The organism is Massilia sp. NP310, from assembly GCF_019443485.1.
Classification (GTDB): domain Bacteria; phylum Pseudomonadota; class Gammaproteobacteria; order Burkholderiales; family Burkholderiaceae_D; genus Telluria; species Telluria timonae.
Window position 1 is genome coordinate 3,186,290 of the sequence record NZ_CP080379.1, and the last position, 16,000, is coordinate 3,202,289.

Below are 16,000 nucleotides of genomic sequence, written 5' to 3' on the forward strand. Positions count from 1 at the left end.
ACGGCGCGTGCGCACCTGCCTGCCGTATCGCTTTTGCTACACTTCTTTGCTATAGCCAAAAGACATAGAGACCATGATAAACACTCGCGCTCCGCGTACGCTCGTCATTGCCCTGGGCGCCGCCGCCCTGTGCGCCACTATCGCATTCGCCACGGCCAACCGCGCCACAGCGGAGGATGCAAAAGCGCCGCCGCGCCCCGCCCTGAGCGTCACCACGGCCCGTCCCGCCACCACCAGCCTGCCGATCAACCTCACCGCCAACGGCAGCATCGCCGCCTGGCAGGAGGCGGTGATCGGCAGCGAATCGAACGGCCTGCGCCTGGCCGAGGTGCGGGTGAACGTCGGCGACGTGGTCAAGAAGGGGCAGGTGCTGGCGGTGTTCGCCGACGAGACGGTGCGCGCCGAGATCGAAGGCGCGCGCGCCGCGCTGCTCGAAGCCCAGGCCAACCAGAAGGAAGCGAAGGCGAACGCCGACCGCGCCCGCGCGCTGGAAAGCTCCGGCGCGCTGAGCGCACAGCAGGTCACCCAGTACGTCACCGGCGAAATGACCGCCGCGGCGCGCGTGAAATCGGCCCAGGCCACCCTCACCCAGCAGCAGTTGCGCCTGAAGTATACGCAGGTGGTCGCCCCCGACGGCGGCGTGATCTCGGCGCGCAGCGCCACCGTCGGCGCCGTGGTGGGCGTCGGCACCGAACTGTTCCGCATGATCCGCCAGGGCCGCCTCGAATGGCGCGCCGAAGTCGTGGCGCAAGACCTGGGCCGCATCAAGCCCGGCAGCCGCGCCGTCGTGCGCGCCGCCAGCGGGGCCGAGATCGCCGGCAAGGTGCGCACCGTGGCGCCGTCGGTCGATCCCCAGACCCGCATCGCCCTGGTCTACGTCGACCTGCCGCCGTCCCTGTCCAGCGACATGCCGCTCAAGGCCGGCATGTTCGCCAGCGGCCGCTTCGAGCTGGGCGCGTCGAACGCGCTGACGGTGCCGCAGCAGGCGGTCGCCGTGCGCGACGGCTTCAGCTACGTGTTCCGATTGAATGCCGACAGCCGCGTGAGCCAGGTGAAGGTGAACCTGGGACGCCGGCTGGGCGAGCGGGTCGAGGTGGTCAGCGGCTTGACCCCCGACATGGCGATCGTGGTCCAGGGCGCCGGCTTCCTCAACGACGGCGACCTGGTGCGCAATATCGCCGGTACGGCGCTCCGGGCGCCGCCGGCGCCGGGGGCCACCCGCGCCACGGCCGCGCGCTGAGGACGACGCGATGAATTTCTCCGCCCTCTCGATCCGCAATCCGATCCCGGCGATCATGCTGTTCGCCCTGCTCACCGTGGCGGGGCTGCTGGCCTTCAATGCCAGCAAGGTGCAGGACTTCCCGGACATCGAGCTGCCGATCGTGACCGTCACCGCGACCCTCGACGGCGCCGCCCCGGCCCAGCTCGAGACCGAAGTCGCGCGCAAGATGGAAGACTCGATCGCCACCCTGCAAGGCATCAAGAACATCTATACCCGCGTGCTGGACGGCGTGGCCACCATCACGGTCGAGTTCATCCTCGAACGCGATCCGGCCGATGCCGTCAACGACGTGCGCGACGCGGTCTCGCGCGTGCGCGCCGACATGCCGGCCGAGATGCGCGACCCGACGGTGACCAAGACCGCCACCGCCGGCCGCGTGGTCTCGACCTTCACCGTCGCAGCAAGCCAAGGCTCGGGCCTGGACGACCAGGACCTGAGCTGGTTCGTCGACAACGACGTCTCCAAGCGCCTGCTGAGCGTGCCCGGCCTGGGCGCGGTAAAACGCGTGGGCGGCGTGACGCGCGAAGTGCGGGTCGAACTCGACGATCAGCGCATGGCGGCGCTGCGCGTGTCGGCGCTGGATGTGTCGCGCCAGCTGCGCAATGTGCAGCGCGAGGCGCCGGGCGGGCGCGGCGACGTGGCCGGCGTCGAGCAGTCGGTGCGCACCCTGGCCACCGTGCAGACCGCGCAGCAGCTGGCGGCGATGGACATCCCGCTGCCGGACGGCCGCCACGTGCGCCTGGACCAGGTGGCGAACGTGACCGACACGGTCGAGGAGCAGCGCGCGCTGGCCGAACAGGACGGCCGCAAGGTGGTCGCCTTCGAGGTGTTCCGCACCCGCGGCGCCGGCGAGATCGACGTCGCCACCGGGGCGCGCGCCGCCATGGAACAGCTGGGCAAGGAAAATCCCAAGCTGGTCATCAAGGAAGTGATCGACAACTCCTACTCGGTCGAAGAAAACTTCGACGCCTCGATGCACATGCTGTACGAAGGCGCGCTGCTGGCGGTGCTGGTGGTGTGGTGGTTCCTGCGCGACTGGCGCGCGACCCTGATCGCCGCCGCCGCCCTGCCGCTGTCGGTGATCCCGGCCTTCCTGGGCCAGTACCTGTTCGGCTACACCCTGAACATGGTGACGCTGCTGTCGCTGGCGCTGGTGGTCGGCGTGCTGGTCGACGATGCGATCGTCGAGATCGAGAACATCTCGCGCCACCTCCACATGGGCAAGACGCCGATGCAGGCGGCGCTGGAAGCGGCCGACGAGATCGGAATGGCGGTGATCGCCACCACCTTCGCCCTGGTCGCCGTGTTCCTGCCGACCGCCTTCATGGGCGGCATCCCCGGCAAATTCTTCAAGCAGTTCGGCTGGACCGCGGTGCTGGCCATCCTGGCGTCGCTGCTGGTGGCGCGGCTGCTCACGCCGATGATGTGCGCCTACCTGCTCAAGGCGCCGAAGAACGCCGGCAAGCCGGGCCACGAGCCGCAGGACGGCCCGCTGATGCGCCGCTATCTCGCCGTCATGCGGTGGTGCCTGCGCCGGCGCGGCCTGACCATGCTCGGCGCGGCCCTGTTCTTCGTCGGCTCGCTGGCCCTGGTGCCGCTGCTGCCGACCGGCTTCATGCCGCCGGCCGACCGCTCGCAGAGCCAGGTCAACGTCGAGCTGCCGCCGGGCGCCACCCTGGCCCAGACCCATGCGGTGGCCGAGCAGGTGCGCCAGCAAGTCATGAAGGTGGCCGGTGTGCAGAGCGTGTTCAGCTCGATCGGCGGCGGCTCCAGCGGCGACGCCTTCTCGCCCGGCGCGGCGGCCGAGGCGCGGCGCGCGGTGCTGACCATCACCACCGTGCATCGCAGCGAGCGCGACGTGAAGCTGGGCGTGATCGAGAACCACATCCGGCAAACGCTGGTGGACATCCCCGGCGCCCGCTTCACGGTCGGCATACCGGACGCCGGCACCAAGATGCAGCTGGTGCTGCGCAGCGACGACGCGCAGGCGCTCACCGCCGCCGCACGCCAGGCCGAGCGCGAGCTGCGCACCCTGCGCGGCATCGGCAACGTCAGTTCCAGCGCCTCGCTGGTGCGCCCCGAGATCATCGTGCGGCCCGACTTCGCTCGCGCGGCCGACCTGGGCGTGACGGCGGCGTCGATCGGCGAGACGGTGCGCGTGGCCACCGCCGGCGACTACGAGCAGTCGCTGGCCAAGATGAACCTGGACGAGCGCCAGGTGCCGATCCGGGTCAAGCTGCCGGACGCGGTGCGCGCCGACCTCGACGCCATCGGTCGCCTGACGGTGCCCGGCGCGAACGGCCCGGTGCTGCTGTCCACCGTCGCCGACATCACCATGGAAAGCGGCCCGGCCCAGATCGACCGCCTGAACCGCAGCCGCAACGTGACGCTCGACGTCGAGCTGTCGGGCCGCGCGCTGGGCGAAGTCAATGCCGAGGCGCGCGCGCTGCCGGTGTTCCAGTCGCTGCCGTCGTCGGTGACGATCGCCGAGCTGGGCGACGCGCAAGAGATGCAGGCGCTGTTCAACAGCTTCGGGGTGGCGATGCTGATCGGCGTGCTGTGCATCTATGGCGTGCTGGTGCTGCTGTTCTCGGACTTCATGCAGCCGGTGACGATCCTGGCGGCGCTGCCGCTGTCGATCGGCGGCGCATTCGTCGCCCTGCTGTTGACCAGCAATGCGCTGTCGATGCCGACCATGATCGGCCTGATCATGCTGATGGGGATCGTGACCAAGAACTCGATCCTGCTGGTCGACTACGCGATCCTGGCGCGCGAAGCCGGCATGGAGCGCTTCGAGGCCCTGGTCGACGCCTGCCACAAGCGCAGCCGCCCGATCGTGATGACCACCATCGCCATGGGCGCCGGCATGCTGCCCCTGGCCCTGGGCTTCTCGGGCGACCCGAGCTTCCGCTCGCCGATGGCGGTGGCGGTGATCGGCGGCCTGATCACCTCGACCTTATTGAGCCTGCTGGTGGTGCCGGCCGTCTACACCTATATCGACGACCTGGAGCACTGGCTCAAGCGCCACGGGCGCAGGCTGCGGCGCCAGCCGGCGCCGCGGCCCGCGAAGGCCGAGGAGCACACGCCCGGCTAGCCGAACAGCAGCGGCAGCACGAGCACGCCCCAGGTCAGGGCAGCGAGCATGACGGCCAGCGCGACGGCCGCGCTGCCCAGGTCCTTGGCGCTCTTGGACAGAGGATGGCGCTCGAGTGAAATGCGGTCGACCACCGCTTCGATGGCGGAATTGAGCAGCTCGACGACCAGCACCATGACCAGCACCGCGACCAGCGCCAGCCGCTCGAGGGCCGGCAGCGGCAGCAACGCGGCCACCAGCATGGCCGGCAGGGCCACCATCAGTTCCTGGCGAAACGCATGTTCCGAGCGCCATGCGAACTTCAGGCCCTCGGCCGAATAGCGGGACGCGGACAGTATCCGTCCCAGGCCCTGCTTGCTCTTGAATTCACTGATCTGCTGTTGCGACATGGACGGCTTCCGATAAGGGGTTGGATGGCCGCGCCCGCAGGGCGACGGCCAGGAACAGGACGATGGCGCAGGCGATCCAGATCGACCACAGGGTGTGGGTCATGAAATGGGCCCCGCGCAGCTGCTGCAGATAGCCGACCACCGCGCCGAACGCGAGCGCGAGGACGGCCACCGCGCCCGCCATGCGCGGGCGCGCCGGCAGCCAGTACACCGCCAGCGACAGCAGCCACAAGGCGCTCGAGGCATGCCCGGCCGGCAGGCATTGTCCGGCGACGGCGCCGGCGGGCAAGGCCTCGAACAGGCGCACATAGGGCTGGTCGCCGCCATAGCGCAGCAAGTCCCATGGACAATGCGAGGTGCTGAACCGCTTCAGCATGCTGATCGCCAGCGGCACCAGCAGCGCCGACAGCGCGACGAAGCGCAGCCGCAGGCGCGCCTGCCCGCTCATGGCGGCGCGTGGCCAGGCCAGGTCGGCCAGGGCGCGCCCGATGAAGCCCAGCGCGAGCAGCATCAGCAGCCATTTGAGGATCACGTGGCCGAAGGTCTCGGCCAGCCAGGCATGGCGCCAGGGGAAGGCGCCGCTGCCGGCATCGAATACCGCGTCGGCCAGCGCCAGGTCGACGTCGGTGCAGCGGCCGATCCAGAAGATGAGCGGCGCGGCGATGACCAGCGCCGCCGCCATGCGCCGGATGGCCCGCGCCGGCAGCAGCGCGGCAGAAGTGGCGGCGCCCATCTCACGCGCCCCGCACGCAGGCATGGAAGATGTCGAGCCGCGGATTGAGCACCGCCGTGTTCACGTCGAGCATGCCCAGCACCGAGTGGAACACGTTGTCGTGCGACAGCCGCTGGTCGCGGCGCTGGCCCAGGCAGCGCCGGTCGATGCGGAAGCGCTCGCTGAAGCCGTCCGACATCCACAGCATCATCGGCACCTCGGTCTGCTCGCGCGGCGCGAACAGATAGGGCGTGCCGTGCAGGTAGACGTTGTTCTCGCCCAGCGATTCGCCATGGTCCGAGAAGTACAGCATCGCGGTGTCGACGTCCTCGTCCTGGGCCAGCGCGCGCAGGCGGTCGATGGTCGTGCTCAGGAAGTAGTCGGTGTACAGGATGGTGTTGTCGTAGGCGGCGCGGATCGATTCGCGCGAACAGGTCTCGAACTGGTTGCTGGTGCATACCGGACCGAAGCGGCCGAAGGCGCGCGGATAGCGGCTGGCATAGGCCGGACCATGACTGCCCTTTTGGTGCAGCACCACCACCATGTCCCTGCCGCCGCGGCGCAGCAGTTCGGGCCAGCCGTCGAGCAGGACTTCATCGTGGCATTCGCCGTCCGCGCAAGGGCTGCCCGGCTTCGGCCGCGACAGGTCCTCGTAGCGCACGCGGTCGCACACGCCCTTGCAGCCGGAGTTATTGTCGCGCCAGACGACGTCGAAGCCGGCATGCGCGAGCACGTCGAGCAAGCCTTCCTGGCGCTCGGCCTTCGACTGGCTGTAGTCCTCGCGGCCGAAGGCCGAGAACACGCAGGGCACCGAGACGGCGGTGGCGGTGCCGCAGGAACGCACGCGCGAGAAGTTGAGCAGGCCGCCCTGGCGCGCCAGCAGCGGATTGGTGTCGCGCGCATAGCCGTTGAGCGAGAAATTCGCCGCGCGCGCCGTTTCGCCGACCACGATCACGGTCAGCGTGCGGCGCTGCGCGCCTTTCCACGCGGCGCCCTTGACGGCGTCGCGTCCGAGCGGCGCGACCACGATGGGGGCCGCCCAGCGCGCGCGCAGGTAGCCGTGCGTCGCCTGGATGAAGTTGGTCGGCGTGAGCAGGAAGCGCAGTTCGCGATGTTCATGCAGCGCCGGCGCCAGGCTCTTGTACAGCAGCGCCAGCAGCACCAGCGCCAGCATCAGCGAGCCGCCGGCGATGCCGGCGCGTTCGAGCAACCCGCGCGCGCCGCGCGGGAACGCGATCCTGGCGCGCCAGATCGCCCACGCGGGCAGCCCGCCCAGGAGGCCGATCCTGGCCGCCATCTGCCAGCTGACCAGCTCCGTGGCCTCGCGCGTGTCGGTCTCGAACACGTTCTGGATCATGGCCTTGTCGATGACGATGCCGTAAGTCGCGATGAAATAGCTGGCGGCCGATGCGGCCAGCACCAGCGCGATCAGCAAGGGCTTGGCGACGGGGCGGAAGCTGGCCAGCGTCAGGCAGGCGTTGAAGAACAGCACCACGATCAGGAACGAGCCGGCCAGCAGCGGCAGGCTGTCCAGCGAGAAGCCGCCCGCGGCGCTGCTCAGGACCGCCCAGAACTTGATATTGCCGACGCTGGCCAGCAACAGCGCCACGGCCAGCACGAGCACCGGCGCATCGATTCTTCTTGCGAACAGCTTTTCCATCCTCTCCATCCTTCGGGGGCAAGGCAGCGCACGGGCTGCATTGCCTGAAGGATAGAAAAGCCGGGGTCAGGCGGCCGTCAAGCCGACGTCAGGATTGCGTGAACTCGGCCGCAAAGACGATGCTGAAGCGGCTGCCGCCACCCTGGCGATTCGCGTAGACGAGCGAGGCGCCCAGGTATTCGCAGATGCGCCGGACCAGCGACAGGCCGAGTCCGGTCCCGGCCGAACCGCTGGAGGGGATCGCCATCGCGCCTTCGCCCAGCGTCAGCCGCACCGCATCCGGCAGGCCGCGTCCGGTATCTTCCACCGTGACGCGTCCGGGCTCGATCACGACCGTCACCTCGCCCTGTTCGGTGTACTGGCAGGCATTGCGCACCAGGTTGGCGATCGCCGACGCGCACAGTTCGGCCGGCGCGCGCACGCTCACGTCGGCGCTGCCGACACAGCGCAAGGTCACCGGCTTGTCGGCCACCATGGACTGGTAGCGCTCGGTCTCGCGGCGCGCGATCTCGCTCACCGACACCGGCGCGAACGCGCCCAGCTCGGGCGCACGCGCCAGCAGCAGCAGGACCGTCACGCACTCGGTCGCTTCCTGGGCGGCGCGGTAGATGCGTTGGGCGGGCGCGCGCACCGCCGGGCCTTGCGCGCCTTCGATCAGGATCTCCGCCGCGCCCATGATGACCGTGAGCGGCGTGCGCAGTTCGTGGCTCACGTCGCCCGTGAAGAAGCGTTCGCGGTCGAGGAATTCGCGCAGCTCGGTGGTGTGCGCATCCAGCGCCCGCGCCAGCACGCCCAGCTCGTCGACACGCTCGGTATGCGGCGACGAGAAGTCGCCATGCCCGACGGCGTCCGCGAGTTCGCGGATGGGCGTGACGATGCGCCTGCCGACGAAGCGGCCCAGGAACAGCGCAAGGATGACGAAGCCGGCGAAGAAGGTGGCGAACATCGAATACACGAGCAGCTCGATCTGCTCGTAGTCGCTTTCGTGGTCGACCACGACGTAGGGACCGAGCTCGTCCGCGCCGGACAGCACGTGCAGGCCGATGCCGTCGATCTCGGCCTCGGACACGCCGGCCGGCAAGCCGCGCAGCGAGCCCGGTATGTCCTCGCCGCGATGAAAGCGCAGGCCGGCGGGAAGATCGGCCGGCAGTCCCGCCGCGGCGCGCGGACGGGCCCATTTCTCGACCTCGGCCAGGCGCTCGTCGACCAGGTGCACCTCGATGCCCTCGACCACCAGCGCCGCCAGCACGGCAAAGAATACCGACAGCACGACGCCGAACAGGATGAAGGCGCCGACGATGGGTCGGCTCAGCGAATCAACCTTGCGCATCGGGCAAGGCGAGCCGGTAGCCCACACCCGGCACGGTATGGATCAGGGAGACGTCGAACGGCTTGTCGATGGCCTGGCGCAAGGCGTGGATATGGGTGCGCAAGGCGTCGCTCTCGGGGCGGTCGTCCCCCCACACGGCCTGCTCGAGCGCTTCGCGCGGCACGATGCGCGGCGCCGCCGCCATCAGGCAGCGCAGCAGGATGTAGCCGGTCTTGGTGAGCACCACCCTGGTGCCATTGCGCGAGGCATCCTGCTGGTCGGGATCGAACACCAGGCCGCCGAAGCGCAAGGCGGGACTGAACGCATGCTGCCCGCCCGCGCGCCGGGTCAGCGCCTTCAGGCGAACGTCGAGTTCGACCAGCGAGAACGGCTTGACCAGGTAATCGTCGGCGCCGCTGTCGAAACCGGCCACCTTGTCGGGCAGGCTGTCGCGCGCGGTCAGCATCAGGACCGGCGTCTGCGTGCGCAACTCGGTGCGCAGTTTCTGGCACAGTTCGAGACCGTTCAGGCCAGGCAGCATGACGTCGAGGACGATGACGTCATAGCTGTTTTCGGATGCCAGCGCGAGCCCGCCATAGCCGTTGCGGGCGGAATCGACCGTGTAGCCCTTCGGCTCGAGGAAGCCGTACAGGTTGGCCAGGATGTCGGGATTGTCTTCGACGATGAGGATGCGCATGCGGATATTGTAAGTGGAAATGGCGGATGCGCCGGCGCTGCCGGCCACCCGCCTTGCGCGGGGCAGGAATTGCTAGCGCGTCCGGTAGCGCTGCTCGCGGTACAGCAGCGACGGCAGCATCACGTGCGCCATCGCGCGGTCGAGCTCCCCCGTGGAGGGCGTGCCGCTGCCGGGATCGAAGCCGCCGCTGGCCGCGTCGTAGCGCGCGGCCAGCGGCGCCTGGCCGGGCCGCAGCACGGTCGCGTGCGATCCTTCCAGGTAAGCGAAATAGTCGTTGAACTGGATCAGCGCGCGGCCCGGCGTCGTCGCGTCCTTCGCGAAATCGCGCCCGATCATCGGGTGCGTGCTCGATACGCCCAGCAAGGACAGCAAGGTGGGAGCAAGGTCGACCTGGCTCGCGATGGGGGCGATGCGCTTCGGTTCGACGTCGGCGCCCAGGATCAGGCCCGGGATGTGGAATTTCTTGATCGGCACCAGACTATCGCCATAGACGCGGTTGTCGTGGTCGGCCACGATCAGGAACACGGTGTCCTTCCAGTAGGCCTGCTGCTTCGCTTCGCGGATGAACTTGCCCAGCGCGTAATCGGCATACTTGACCGCGTTGTTCACGGTCTGCTTGTCCGGGTCGTGCAAGTCGATCTTCCCATCCGGGAATTCGAACGGCTCGTGGTTCGAGGACGTGAAGATCAGGCTGAAGAACGGTTTATCCTGCGCATGCAGTTTCTTCAAGCGCTCGAGCGACTTGTCGAACAGGTCTTCGTCCGAAGCGCCCCAGCTGGCGACGAATCGCGGCTGCATGTCGCCGATATCGACGATGTTCTGGAAGCCATTGCCGGTAAAGAAGCTGCGCATATTGTCGAAATGGGCTTCGCCGCCATACACGAACTCGGTGTGATAGCCCTGGCGGCCCAGCCCGTCGGCCAGCGTATAAAAATTGTTCTGCGACAGAGACAGTTTCACCGTGCTGCGCGCCGGCGTCGGCGCATAGCCGGCCACCACCGCCTCGATGCCGCGCACCGAGCGGGTGCCGGTGGCGTACAGGTGCTCGAACCACCAGCCCTCGTCCTTGAGCTTTTCCAGCTCCGGCGTCACCGGCAGGCCGCCCAGCGATTGCACGAAGGTGGCGCCCAGGCTTTCCTGCAACACGATGACCAGGTTGAGCGGTTTGGCGCGCTGGACCGCGGCCTGCTGGTAATGCAGGGTCGGCAGTTCCGGATTCGGGAAACGATAGTCGCGCAGCCAGGGCGCCGCCTTGACCTCGGCAAACACCTGTTCGCGCGGGAAGTCGCCATAGATCTCGGACGACTTGGCCTCGTTGCCCATCGAGCGGACCGCATCGAGCACCGACCAGGCCGAATTGATGACGAGCGAATTGACCATCGCATCGCCGGTCAGCGCGAACATGGCCGGATTGGCCGGACGATGGCCGGTGGTGGAGCGGATCTGCATGAAGACCAGCAGGCACAGGATGGGCCAGACCAGCAGCAGCTTGCGGCTCGGCCACAGCGTCATGCCGGCCGCAGTCCGCTTGAGCAGGCGCACCAGGGCAATGCCGAGCACGACGGTCAGCGCGCAACCCAGCAGCAGCGCGGTGCGAAAGCCATGCCACAAGGTCGAGAACACTTCTTGCGGATAACCCAGGTATTCGATGAACAGGCGGTTCGGCCGCGCATCGTATTGCATGATGAATTGGGGCGTGGCCACTTCCATGAACACGATGAAGATCAGCGCGAAGCCGGTCCAGGCCACGCTGGCGCGGCGCCACAGGCGGGCGCTGCGGGCGTGCGCCAGCAAGGGCGCCAGCAGCAAGGGGACGGCGAGGAAATAGCCAAGCAGGATCAAGTCGGCGCGCACGCCCTGCAGCAGGATCTCGGGCACGATGCCGGTCGCGGCCACACGCGGCCATTGCCATGCGAGTAATGCGATCCGAAAAGCCGACAGGACGAGCAGCCCGATGCACAACAACTGGACCAATGGCGCGAATGGACCGGCCCATTCGGTGAGGCGCGCCAGTCCGGCGGCGCGCTGGCGCGTAGTTGCCGGAGCGCCATTGATGCCCTTGGGCAGATGAAGTTTCTCGATGTTCATGATAGGCATGCTAGGTTGCATGCTGTCATCGAGATGTTAGTGAGGCGTTAAGGAAGCGTTAAATAATGCGACGAGGAAAAGCGAGAATGAAAAAAGCCCGGCCGGCAAAAGCCGGCCGGGTCATGCGAGAAGCGCGCCGACGGCCCGCTTCTTGTCATCACGATCAGTCGCGGTAATCGCGGTAGTTGCGATATTCGTGACGGTCGCTCGAGCCACCCAGCAGCTTGGCCAGGATGAAGCCCACGCCGACCGCGGCCAGCAGCGCGCTGCCCGGGTTGTTCTTGACGTATTCCTTGCCCTGGGCCGACAGGTCCGAGCACTTCTCGCTCAGCTGGGCCGAGCCGCCACCGAATTTCTCTTGAGCCGAGCTCAGCAGACCGGTGACCTTGTCGACGCCGGCGTGGGCGCGCGAAGCCAGGTTGTCGACGACAGGCTGGGCGGCTTGCGCTGCCTTGTCGATGCCTGCGTGCACCTTGTCTGGCGAGATCGACGAGATCGCTGCCTTGATGCCGCCCGACGATTTATCGCCGTTCGCATCCGACGACGAAGCCGACGACGAGGACGACGAGTCCGACGATGGGGTCGACGATTGGCTCGACGACGATGCGCCCAGGCCGCTGTTGCCCAGCGAACCGGTGCTGCCTGCCGCCGAGCTCATGTTCGACGACGACGACTGCGAGCCGATCGACGAGGACGACTGCGACGACGGCGAACCCGGCGCCGAGCCCGAGGTCGACGAGCCGGTGCTGCCCACGCTGCTGCCCATATTGCCGCTCGACGAAGCGCTTTGCTGGCTCGACGACGATGGCGACGAACCCGTGCTGCTCAGGTTCGACGACGCGCTCTGCTGGCTGCCCGACGAGGCGGTGGTGCCCTTGTTCAGGCTGGAATCCTGGCTTTTGCCAATGCTCGAACCGGCCTTGTTGGCGTCAATGCCTTTACCCTCGGTAGACTTTTGATTATCCATGATGTATCCCTCATAAAATGTGTGACCAACGCGGAGTAGACCGATATTCGACTATCACCACATTCTTCCTTGATTCAGTCCGATACATGACGCGGGAACGAAAGCTGCCTGCGGTACATCAATGGCTGCGCGGCTTCATGCCTAAGATCAGTTTATTGATTCACTGACCTCAAACCACCGCAAAGGTTCCATCAATGTCCCAGGCTCATCGTCCCTATCTCGGGGCGAGCGCCCTTCCAGGGCTTCGTCACGAGCGCAGTATCGAACCAACTGCGTCGCGATACAAAAAATACAATGGACCAGTACTAAGAGACCGTGCGCTGACTAACAGAGCCGTTCCATCCGCCTCAAAAGCTGCTTTTTATCAATGAGCAGCGGGATGAAACGCGTGTTGGCAGTACCATACGGGGTTTCGTCTTATCCGGGCGTCCAGTACGACATGACATGGCAGTAGAAAAAGTTACAGGCAGCCGCCTGCCGCCGCGCCAGGCCCTGCCGGCGGCGGCCGATGCGGCGGCGAAAAAGCAGGCCGAGGCCGAGAAAGCGGCGCAGGTGCGCGGCGTAGCCTCGATCGCTTCGATGCGCGACGCCATCCGCCAGGCCGCGCGCCAGCTTCCCCCGTTCACCGCCGTGCCGCGCCTGGCCCGGCTGGATGCGGCCGGCTTTCGTGCGCGGGCGGCGGCCGGCATGCCCTTCCTGGTCACCGGCATCGTCAAGCGCTGGCCGCTGGCCAGCCTGACACCGCAGGACTTGCGCGCGCAGTTCGGCCATCTGCCGGTGCGTGCGCGCGTCGGCGACTACGTCAATACGGCCTTCGCGCCGGATCGCGCGATGCGGGACATGTTGCTGCGCGACTACCTCGACCTGACGCCGCCCGACGCCACATCGGACCTGCCGCCCTATGTGGGCAACCTGTCGCTGCGCGAGCTGAACCGGCTGTGCCACTGGCCGACCTGGTTCGACAAGATGGGCCCTCCCCGCTTCTGGATCGGCCCGGCGCGCACGGTGACCCCGCTGCACTGCGACTACGACGACAATATCTTCGCCCAGCTGTGGGGGACCAAACGGATCTTCCTGGCGCCGCCGCACCATGACGCCTTTCTGTATACGCGCGAGGCCAATCCGCTGCTGTTCGGCTCTCCGTTCGACCCGGAAGCGCCCGACTTCGACGCCTTCCCGCTGGCGCGCCAGGCGGCGCTGGTCGAGATCATCGTGGAGCCCGGCGACATGCTGTACGTGCCGGCCGGCTGGTACCACCAGGTGCGGGCGCTGAGCTTTTCGCTGTCGTCGAACCGCTGGGCGCGCGGGCAGCCGCTCGCGCTGGGCTAGGCCACGCGGCCTACGCGGCCCGCTGCGATTCCTCGGCCGCCGGCGTGGCGGCGTCGGCGTCGTCCGGCACCAGGAACTCGGTCGACGGCCGGCCGTCGGCATTGTGCTGCACGATGCGGCGCGGGCGGCCATGGGCGTCGAGCCATACCTGGCCGATGCCGGCGCCGTTCCACAGGCGCTCGCCGCGCGTGCGCTGGTCGGGCAGACGCGGGCTGAGGGCCAGGTCGCGCCGCTTGGTGAACCAGTTGAGCGGAGAGCGCGGCGAATACAGCCAGCGGTTCAGGCGGTCGAGCCAGTCGAGCAGGCGGCGCGGGAATTCGTTCTTGATGCCGCTGCTGGTGATCTGCCACACGTGCTGCGGGCCGTCCGATTCGCGCACCTCGACGTCGTACACGAAGGAATAGTGCACGTCGCCCGACAGGATCACGTAGTTGCCCGGAGTGCGCGAGTGGCGGAAGATATTGAGCATGCTGCTGGCCGCGCCGCGGTGCGCCATCCAGTTTTCGGCGTCGACCGTGAGGGCCAGCCCGGCGAAGGTGGCGATGCGCTGCACCACCTCGATCAGCTTGACGCCGAACATCGGCGCCGCCGAGACGATCACGGCCGCGGTCTCGTCGAGCAGTTCGTGCTGCAGCTCGGTCAGCGATTCCCAGTCCATCAGGCCCGAGGGATGGCCGGGCGTGCGCCGGTTGCGCCAGCGCCGCGTGCGCGTGTCGAGCACGATGATGGCGGGCTGGGTGCGCAGCATGTAGTCCCACTGGCGAAACGCGAGCAGGTGCTGGATCAGTGCGTCCTGCGCGCCCGGGTCGAGCCGGCCGCGCGCATCGGGCGCGGCGGTCAACGCCGCCATGGCGTCGAGCGCCTCGCCGAACACGTCGGGCCGGTTGCCCCAGCCCTGGCACAGCATATAGGCCGCCAGCGCATTGCCGATGATGCGGCGCGAGAACGGGTGCCCGTAGGCGGTGGTCTCCCACTTCGCCGACAGGTTCCAGTCGTCGGTGATGTCGTGGTCGTCGAAGATCATCAGGGTCTGCACGTGCGCCAGCAGGCGCGCGGCGGCCGGCAGGTCGGCGCAGAAACCCTGCAGCGCCGCGCCTTCGCGCCGCCAGCGTTCGACGTGCTTCGGCGTCAAGGGCGGCATCGGCGGTTCGCCCACGATTTGCCACGGCGCCGGCGACCACACCAATAAATACATCGCCATCACCTCGGCCAGCGTCACCAGGTGGTTGTGGGCGTTGGCGGTGGTGAAGATCGGCTTTTCCGAGCCGCCGAAGAAGCGGTCGCGCAAGTCGTCGTTCGACTTGAACGCGGGCAGCAGGTCTTCGCGCCGGTAATAGCCGGCCGGGTGGGCATACAGCGCCTCGCTGTCTTCCACCACGGCGCCTTCCAGGCATTCGCCGTACAGGCCCAGGCGTTCGATGAGCGCATGGATGGCCGCCAGCATCGGGCCGGCCACGTCGTCGGCATACACCTGGTCGCCGCACAGCATGAGCATGGCGGGCCGCGCGTCGGCATCCCTGGCCTGGCCGGCCAGCAGCGCGTCGGCGCAGGCCAGGCCGTCGCGCGAGCGGTGGTGCGGCTTGCGGCAGGAACCGTAGAGGATGTCGTCCATGCGGCTGCGCAGCACGAAGCTGGGCCGGTCCGCCCCCGCGTGCAGCAGGTGCGGCGCCCAGTGCGCGATGCCGGCGCCGCCGTCCAGGACCAGGTCGTACTCGACCAGCACGTCCTGGGACAGCGGCTCGTCCAGCGCGACGTCGATCAGGTGCACGTATGCATGGCGGCCGACGCGGACGACGCGGCACGCCGCGCCGTCGAGCCGCAGGCGGCGCGCCGGGCCGCCCTGCGGCGCCAGCGCCAGGGTCAGGTCGAGCGCGTCGCTGCCGACGAGCCACAGCACCAGGCGGCCCGGCTCGAGGCGGCGCAGGATGGGGCCGGCCAGCACGGGCGGGAGGACGGTGGAAGGAACAGTCTGGATCAACGCGGCACGGTCATCAAGGGATACGATCGGCCGAGTGTAGCAGATGGCGTTCGCTCATCCGCGCGCGATCACGAGCAGGCCGGCGACGATCAGCCCGCAGCCGGCCAGCTTGGCCGGGGTGAGCGCCTCTTGCAGGAACAGCCAGCCCAGCACCATCGCGATCACGACGCTGCCCTTGTCGATCAGGGCGACGGTGGACACCTGCCCTTCCTTGATCGCCTTATAGTAGAAAATCCACGACAGCGCGGTGGCCACCGCCGAACCTGCCAGCCAGGCGATATTGGCCGGGGTGAGCGCCTGCAGCTCGCGCGCCGGCACCACGGCGGCCGCGAACAGCAGCACGAACACGAACACGAAGCAGGTGCGCACCGCCATGCCAAGGTCGCCCGAGATGCCGGTGAGGCCAGGCTTGGCGATGACGGCCGTCACGCCGGCGAACAGCATCGACAGGAAGGCGTACACCACCCAGCGTTCCATAGCCGTCCTCGTCAGTAA

General features: G+C 68.0%; 12 protein-coding genes. 3 read left to right on the top strand and 9 right to left on the bottom strand.

From position 1 onward, the window contains the following. The first annotated feature begins 73 nt into the window (after nucleotides 1–73). On the top strand, nucleotides 74–1,240 hold the full coding sequence (locus KY496_RS14005) for an efflux RND transporter periplasmic adaptor subunit (RefSeq protein WP_005665582.1): 1,167 nt from the start codon (nucleotides 74–76) through the stop codon (nucleotides 1,238–1,240). 10 nt (nucleotides 1,241–1,250) lie between these two features. Beyond that, entirely contained in the window at nucleotides 1,251–4,376 is a 3,126-nt protein-coding gene (locus tag KY496_RS14010) for an efflux RND transporter permease subunit (RefSeq protein ID WP_005665579.1), read from the top strand. Here the strand turns inward: KY496_RS14010 and KY496_RS14015 are convergent. The 7 genes from KY496_RS14015 to KY496_RS14045 all read right to left on the bottom strand — a co-directional run bounded on the left by KY496_RS14015 (nucleotide 4,373) and on the right by KY496_RS14045 (nucleotide 12,198). Beyond that, nucleotides 4,373–4,765: a diacylglycerol kinase gene (locus KY496_RS14015; protein WP_219861142.1), complete on the bottom strand. Its 393-nt coding sequence runs from the start codon at nucleotides 4,763–4,765 to the stop codon at nucleotides 4,373–4,375. The two genes, KY496_RS14010 and KY496_RS14015, sit on opposite strands and share 4 nt — an antisense overlap. Continuing rightward, nucleotides 4,743–5,498, bottom strand: a complete 756-nt coding sequence (locus KY496_RS14020; protein WP_219861144.1) for a phosphatase PAP2 family protein — start codon at nucleotides 5,496–5,498, stop codon at nucleotides 4,743–4,745. Before KY496_RS14020 ends, KY496_RS14015 begins: the two co-directional genes overlap by 23 nt. Before the next feature lies 1 nt (nucleotide 5,499). Further along, the gene (locus KY496_RS14025; protein ID WP_219861146.1) at nucleotides 5,500–7,137 is read right to left on the bottom strand and encodes a phosphoethanolamine transferase; all 1,638 of its coding nucleotides are present in this window, start codon (nucleotides 7,135–7,137) and stop codon (nucleotides 5,500–5,502) included. 88 nt (nucleotides 7,138–7,225) lie between these two features. Then, complete coding sequence (locus KY496_RS14030; RefSeq protein ID WP_071361511.1) at nucleotides 7,226–8,467, bottom strand: HAMP domain-containing sensor histidine kinase; 1,242 nt, start codon at nucleotides 8,465–8,467, stop codon at nucleotides 7,226–7,228. After that, the gene (locus KY496_RS14035) at nucleotides 8,454–9,143 is read right to left on the bottom strand and encodes a response regulator transcription factor (protein ID WP_005665572.1); all 690 of its coding nucleotides are present in this window, start codon (nucleotides 9,141–9,143) and stop codon (nucleotides 8,454–8,456) included. The genes KY496_RS14030 and KY496_RS14035 overlap by 14 nt, the downstream gene beginning before the upstream one ends. Before the next feature lie 72 nt (nucleotides 9,144–9,215). Next, nucleotides 9,216–11,240 carry an LTA synthase family protein gene (locus KY496_RS14040; RefSeq protein ID WP_229520275.1) on the bottom strand — a complete coding sequence of 675 codons (2,025 nt, stop codon included), beginning with the start codon at nucleotides 11,238–11,240 and terminating at the stop codon, nucleotides 9,216–9,218. Between the two features lie 154 nt (nucleotides 11,241–11,394). Continuing rightward, nucleotides 11,395–12,198, bottom strand: coding sequence for a YqjD family protein (locus KY496_RS14045; RefSeq protein ID WP_005665570.1), 804 nt, complete (start codon nucleotides 12,196–12,198; stop codon nucleotides 11,395–11,397). A 444-nt stretch (nucleotides 12,199–12,642) separates the two neighbouring features. Here KY496_RS14045 and KY496_RS14050 point away from each other — a divergent pair, with 444 nt between their 5' ends. Continuing rightward, nucleotides 12,643–13,527, top strand: a complete 885-nt coding sequence (locus KY496_RS14050; RefSeq protein ID WP_005665569.1) for a cupin-like domain-containing protein — start codon at nucleotides 12,643–12,645, stop codon at nucleotides 13,525–13,527. A gap of 10 nt (nucleotides 13,528–13,537) precedes the next feature. Here the strand turns inward: KY496_RS14050 and KY496_RS14055 are convergent, their stop codons facing one another. Together KY496_RS14055 and KY496_RS14060 are read right to left on the bottom strand one after the other, a co-directional pair. Then, on the bottom strand, nucleotides 13,538–15,469 hold the full coding sequence (locus tag KY496_RS14055) for an alkaline phosphatase family protein (RefSeq protein ID WP_219865111.1): 1,932 nt from the start codon (nucleotides 15,467–15,469) through the stop codon (nucleotides 13,538–13,540). A 90-nt stretch (nucleotides 15,470–15,559) separates the two neighbouring features. Further along, the gene (locus KY496_RS14060) at nucleotides 15,560–15,982 is read right to left on the bottom strand and encodes an EamA family transporter (RefSeq protein WP_005665567.1); all 423 of its coding nucleotides are present in this window, start codon (nucleotides 15,980–15,982) and stop codon (nucleotides 15,560–15,562) included. Nucleotides 15,983–16,000: the final 18 nt, after the last annotated feature.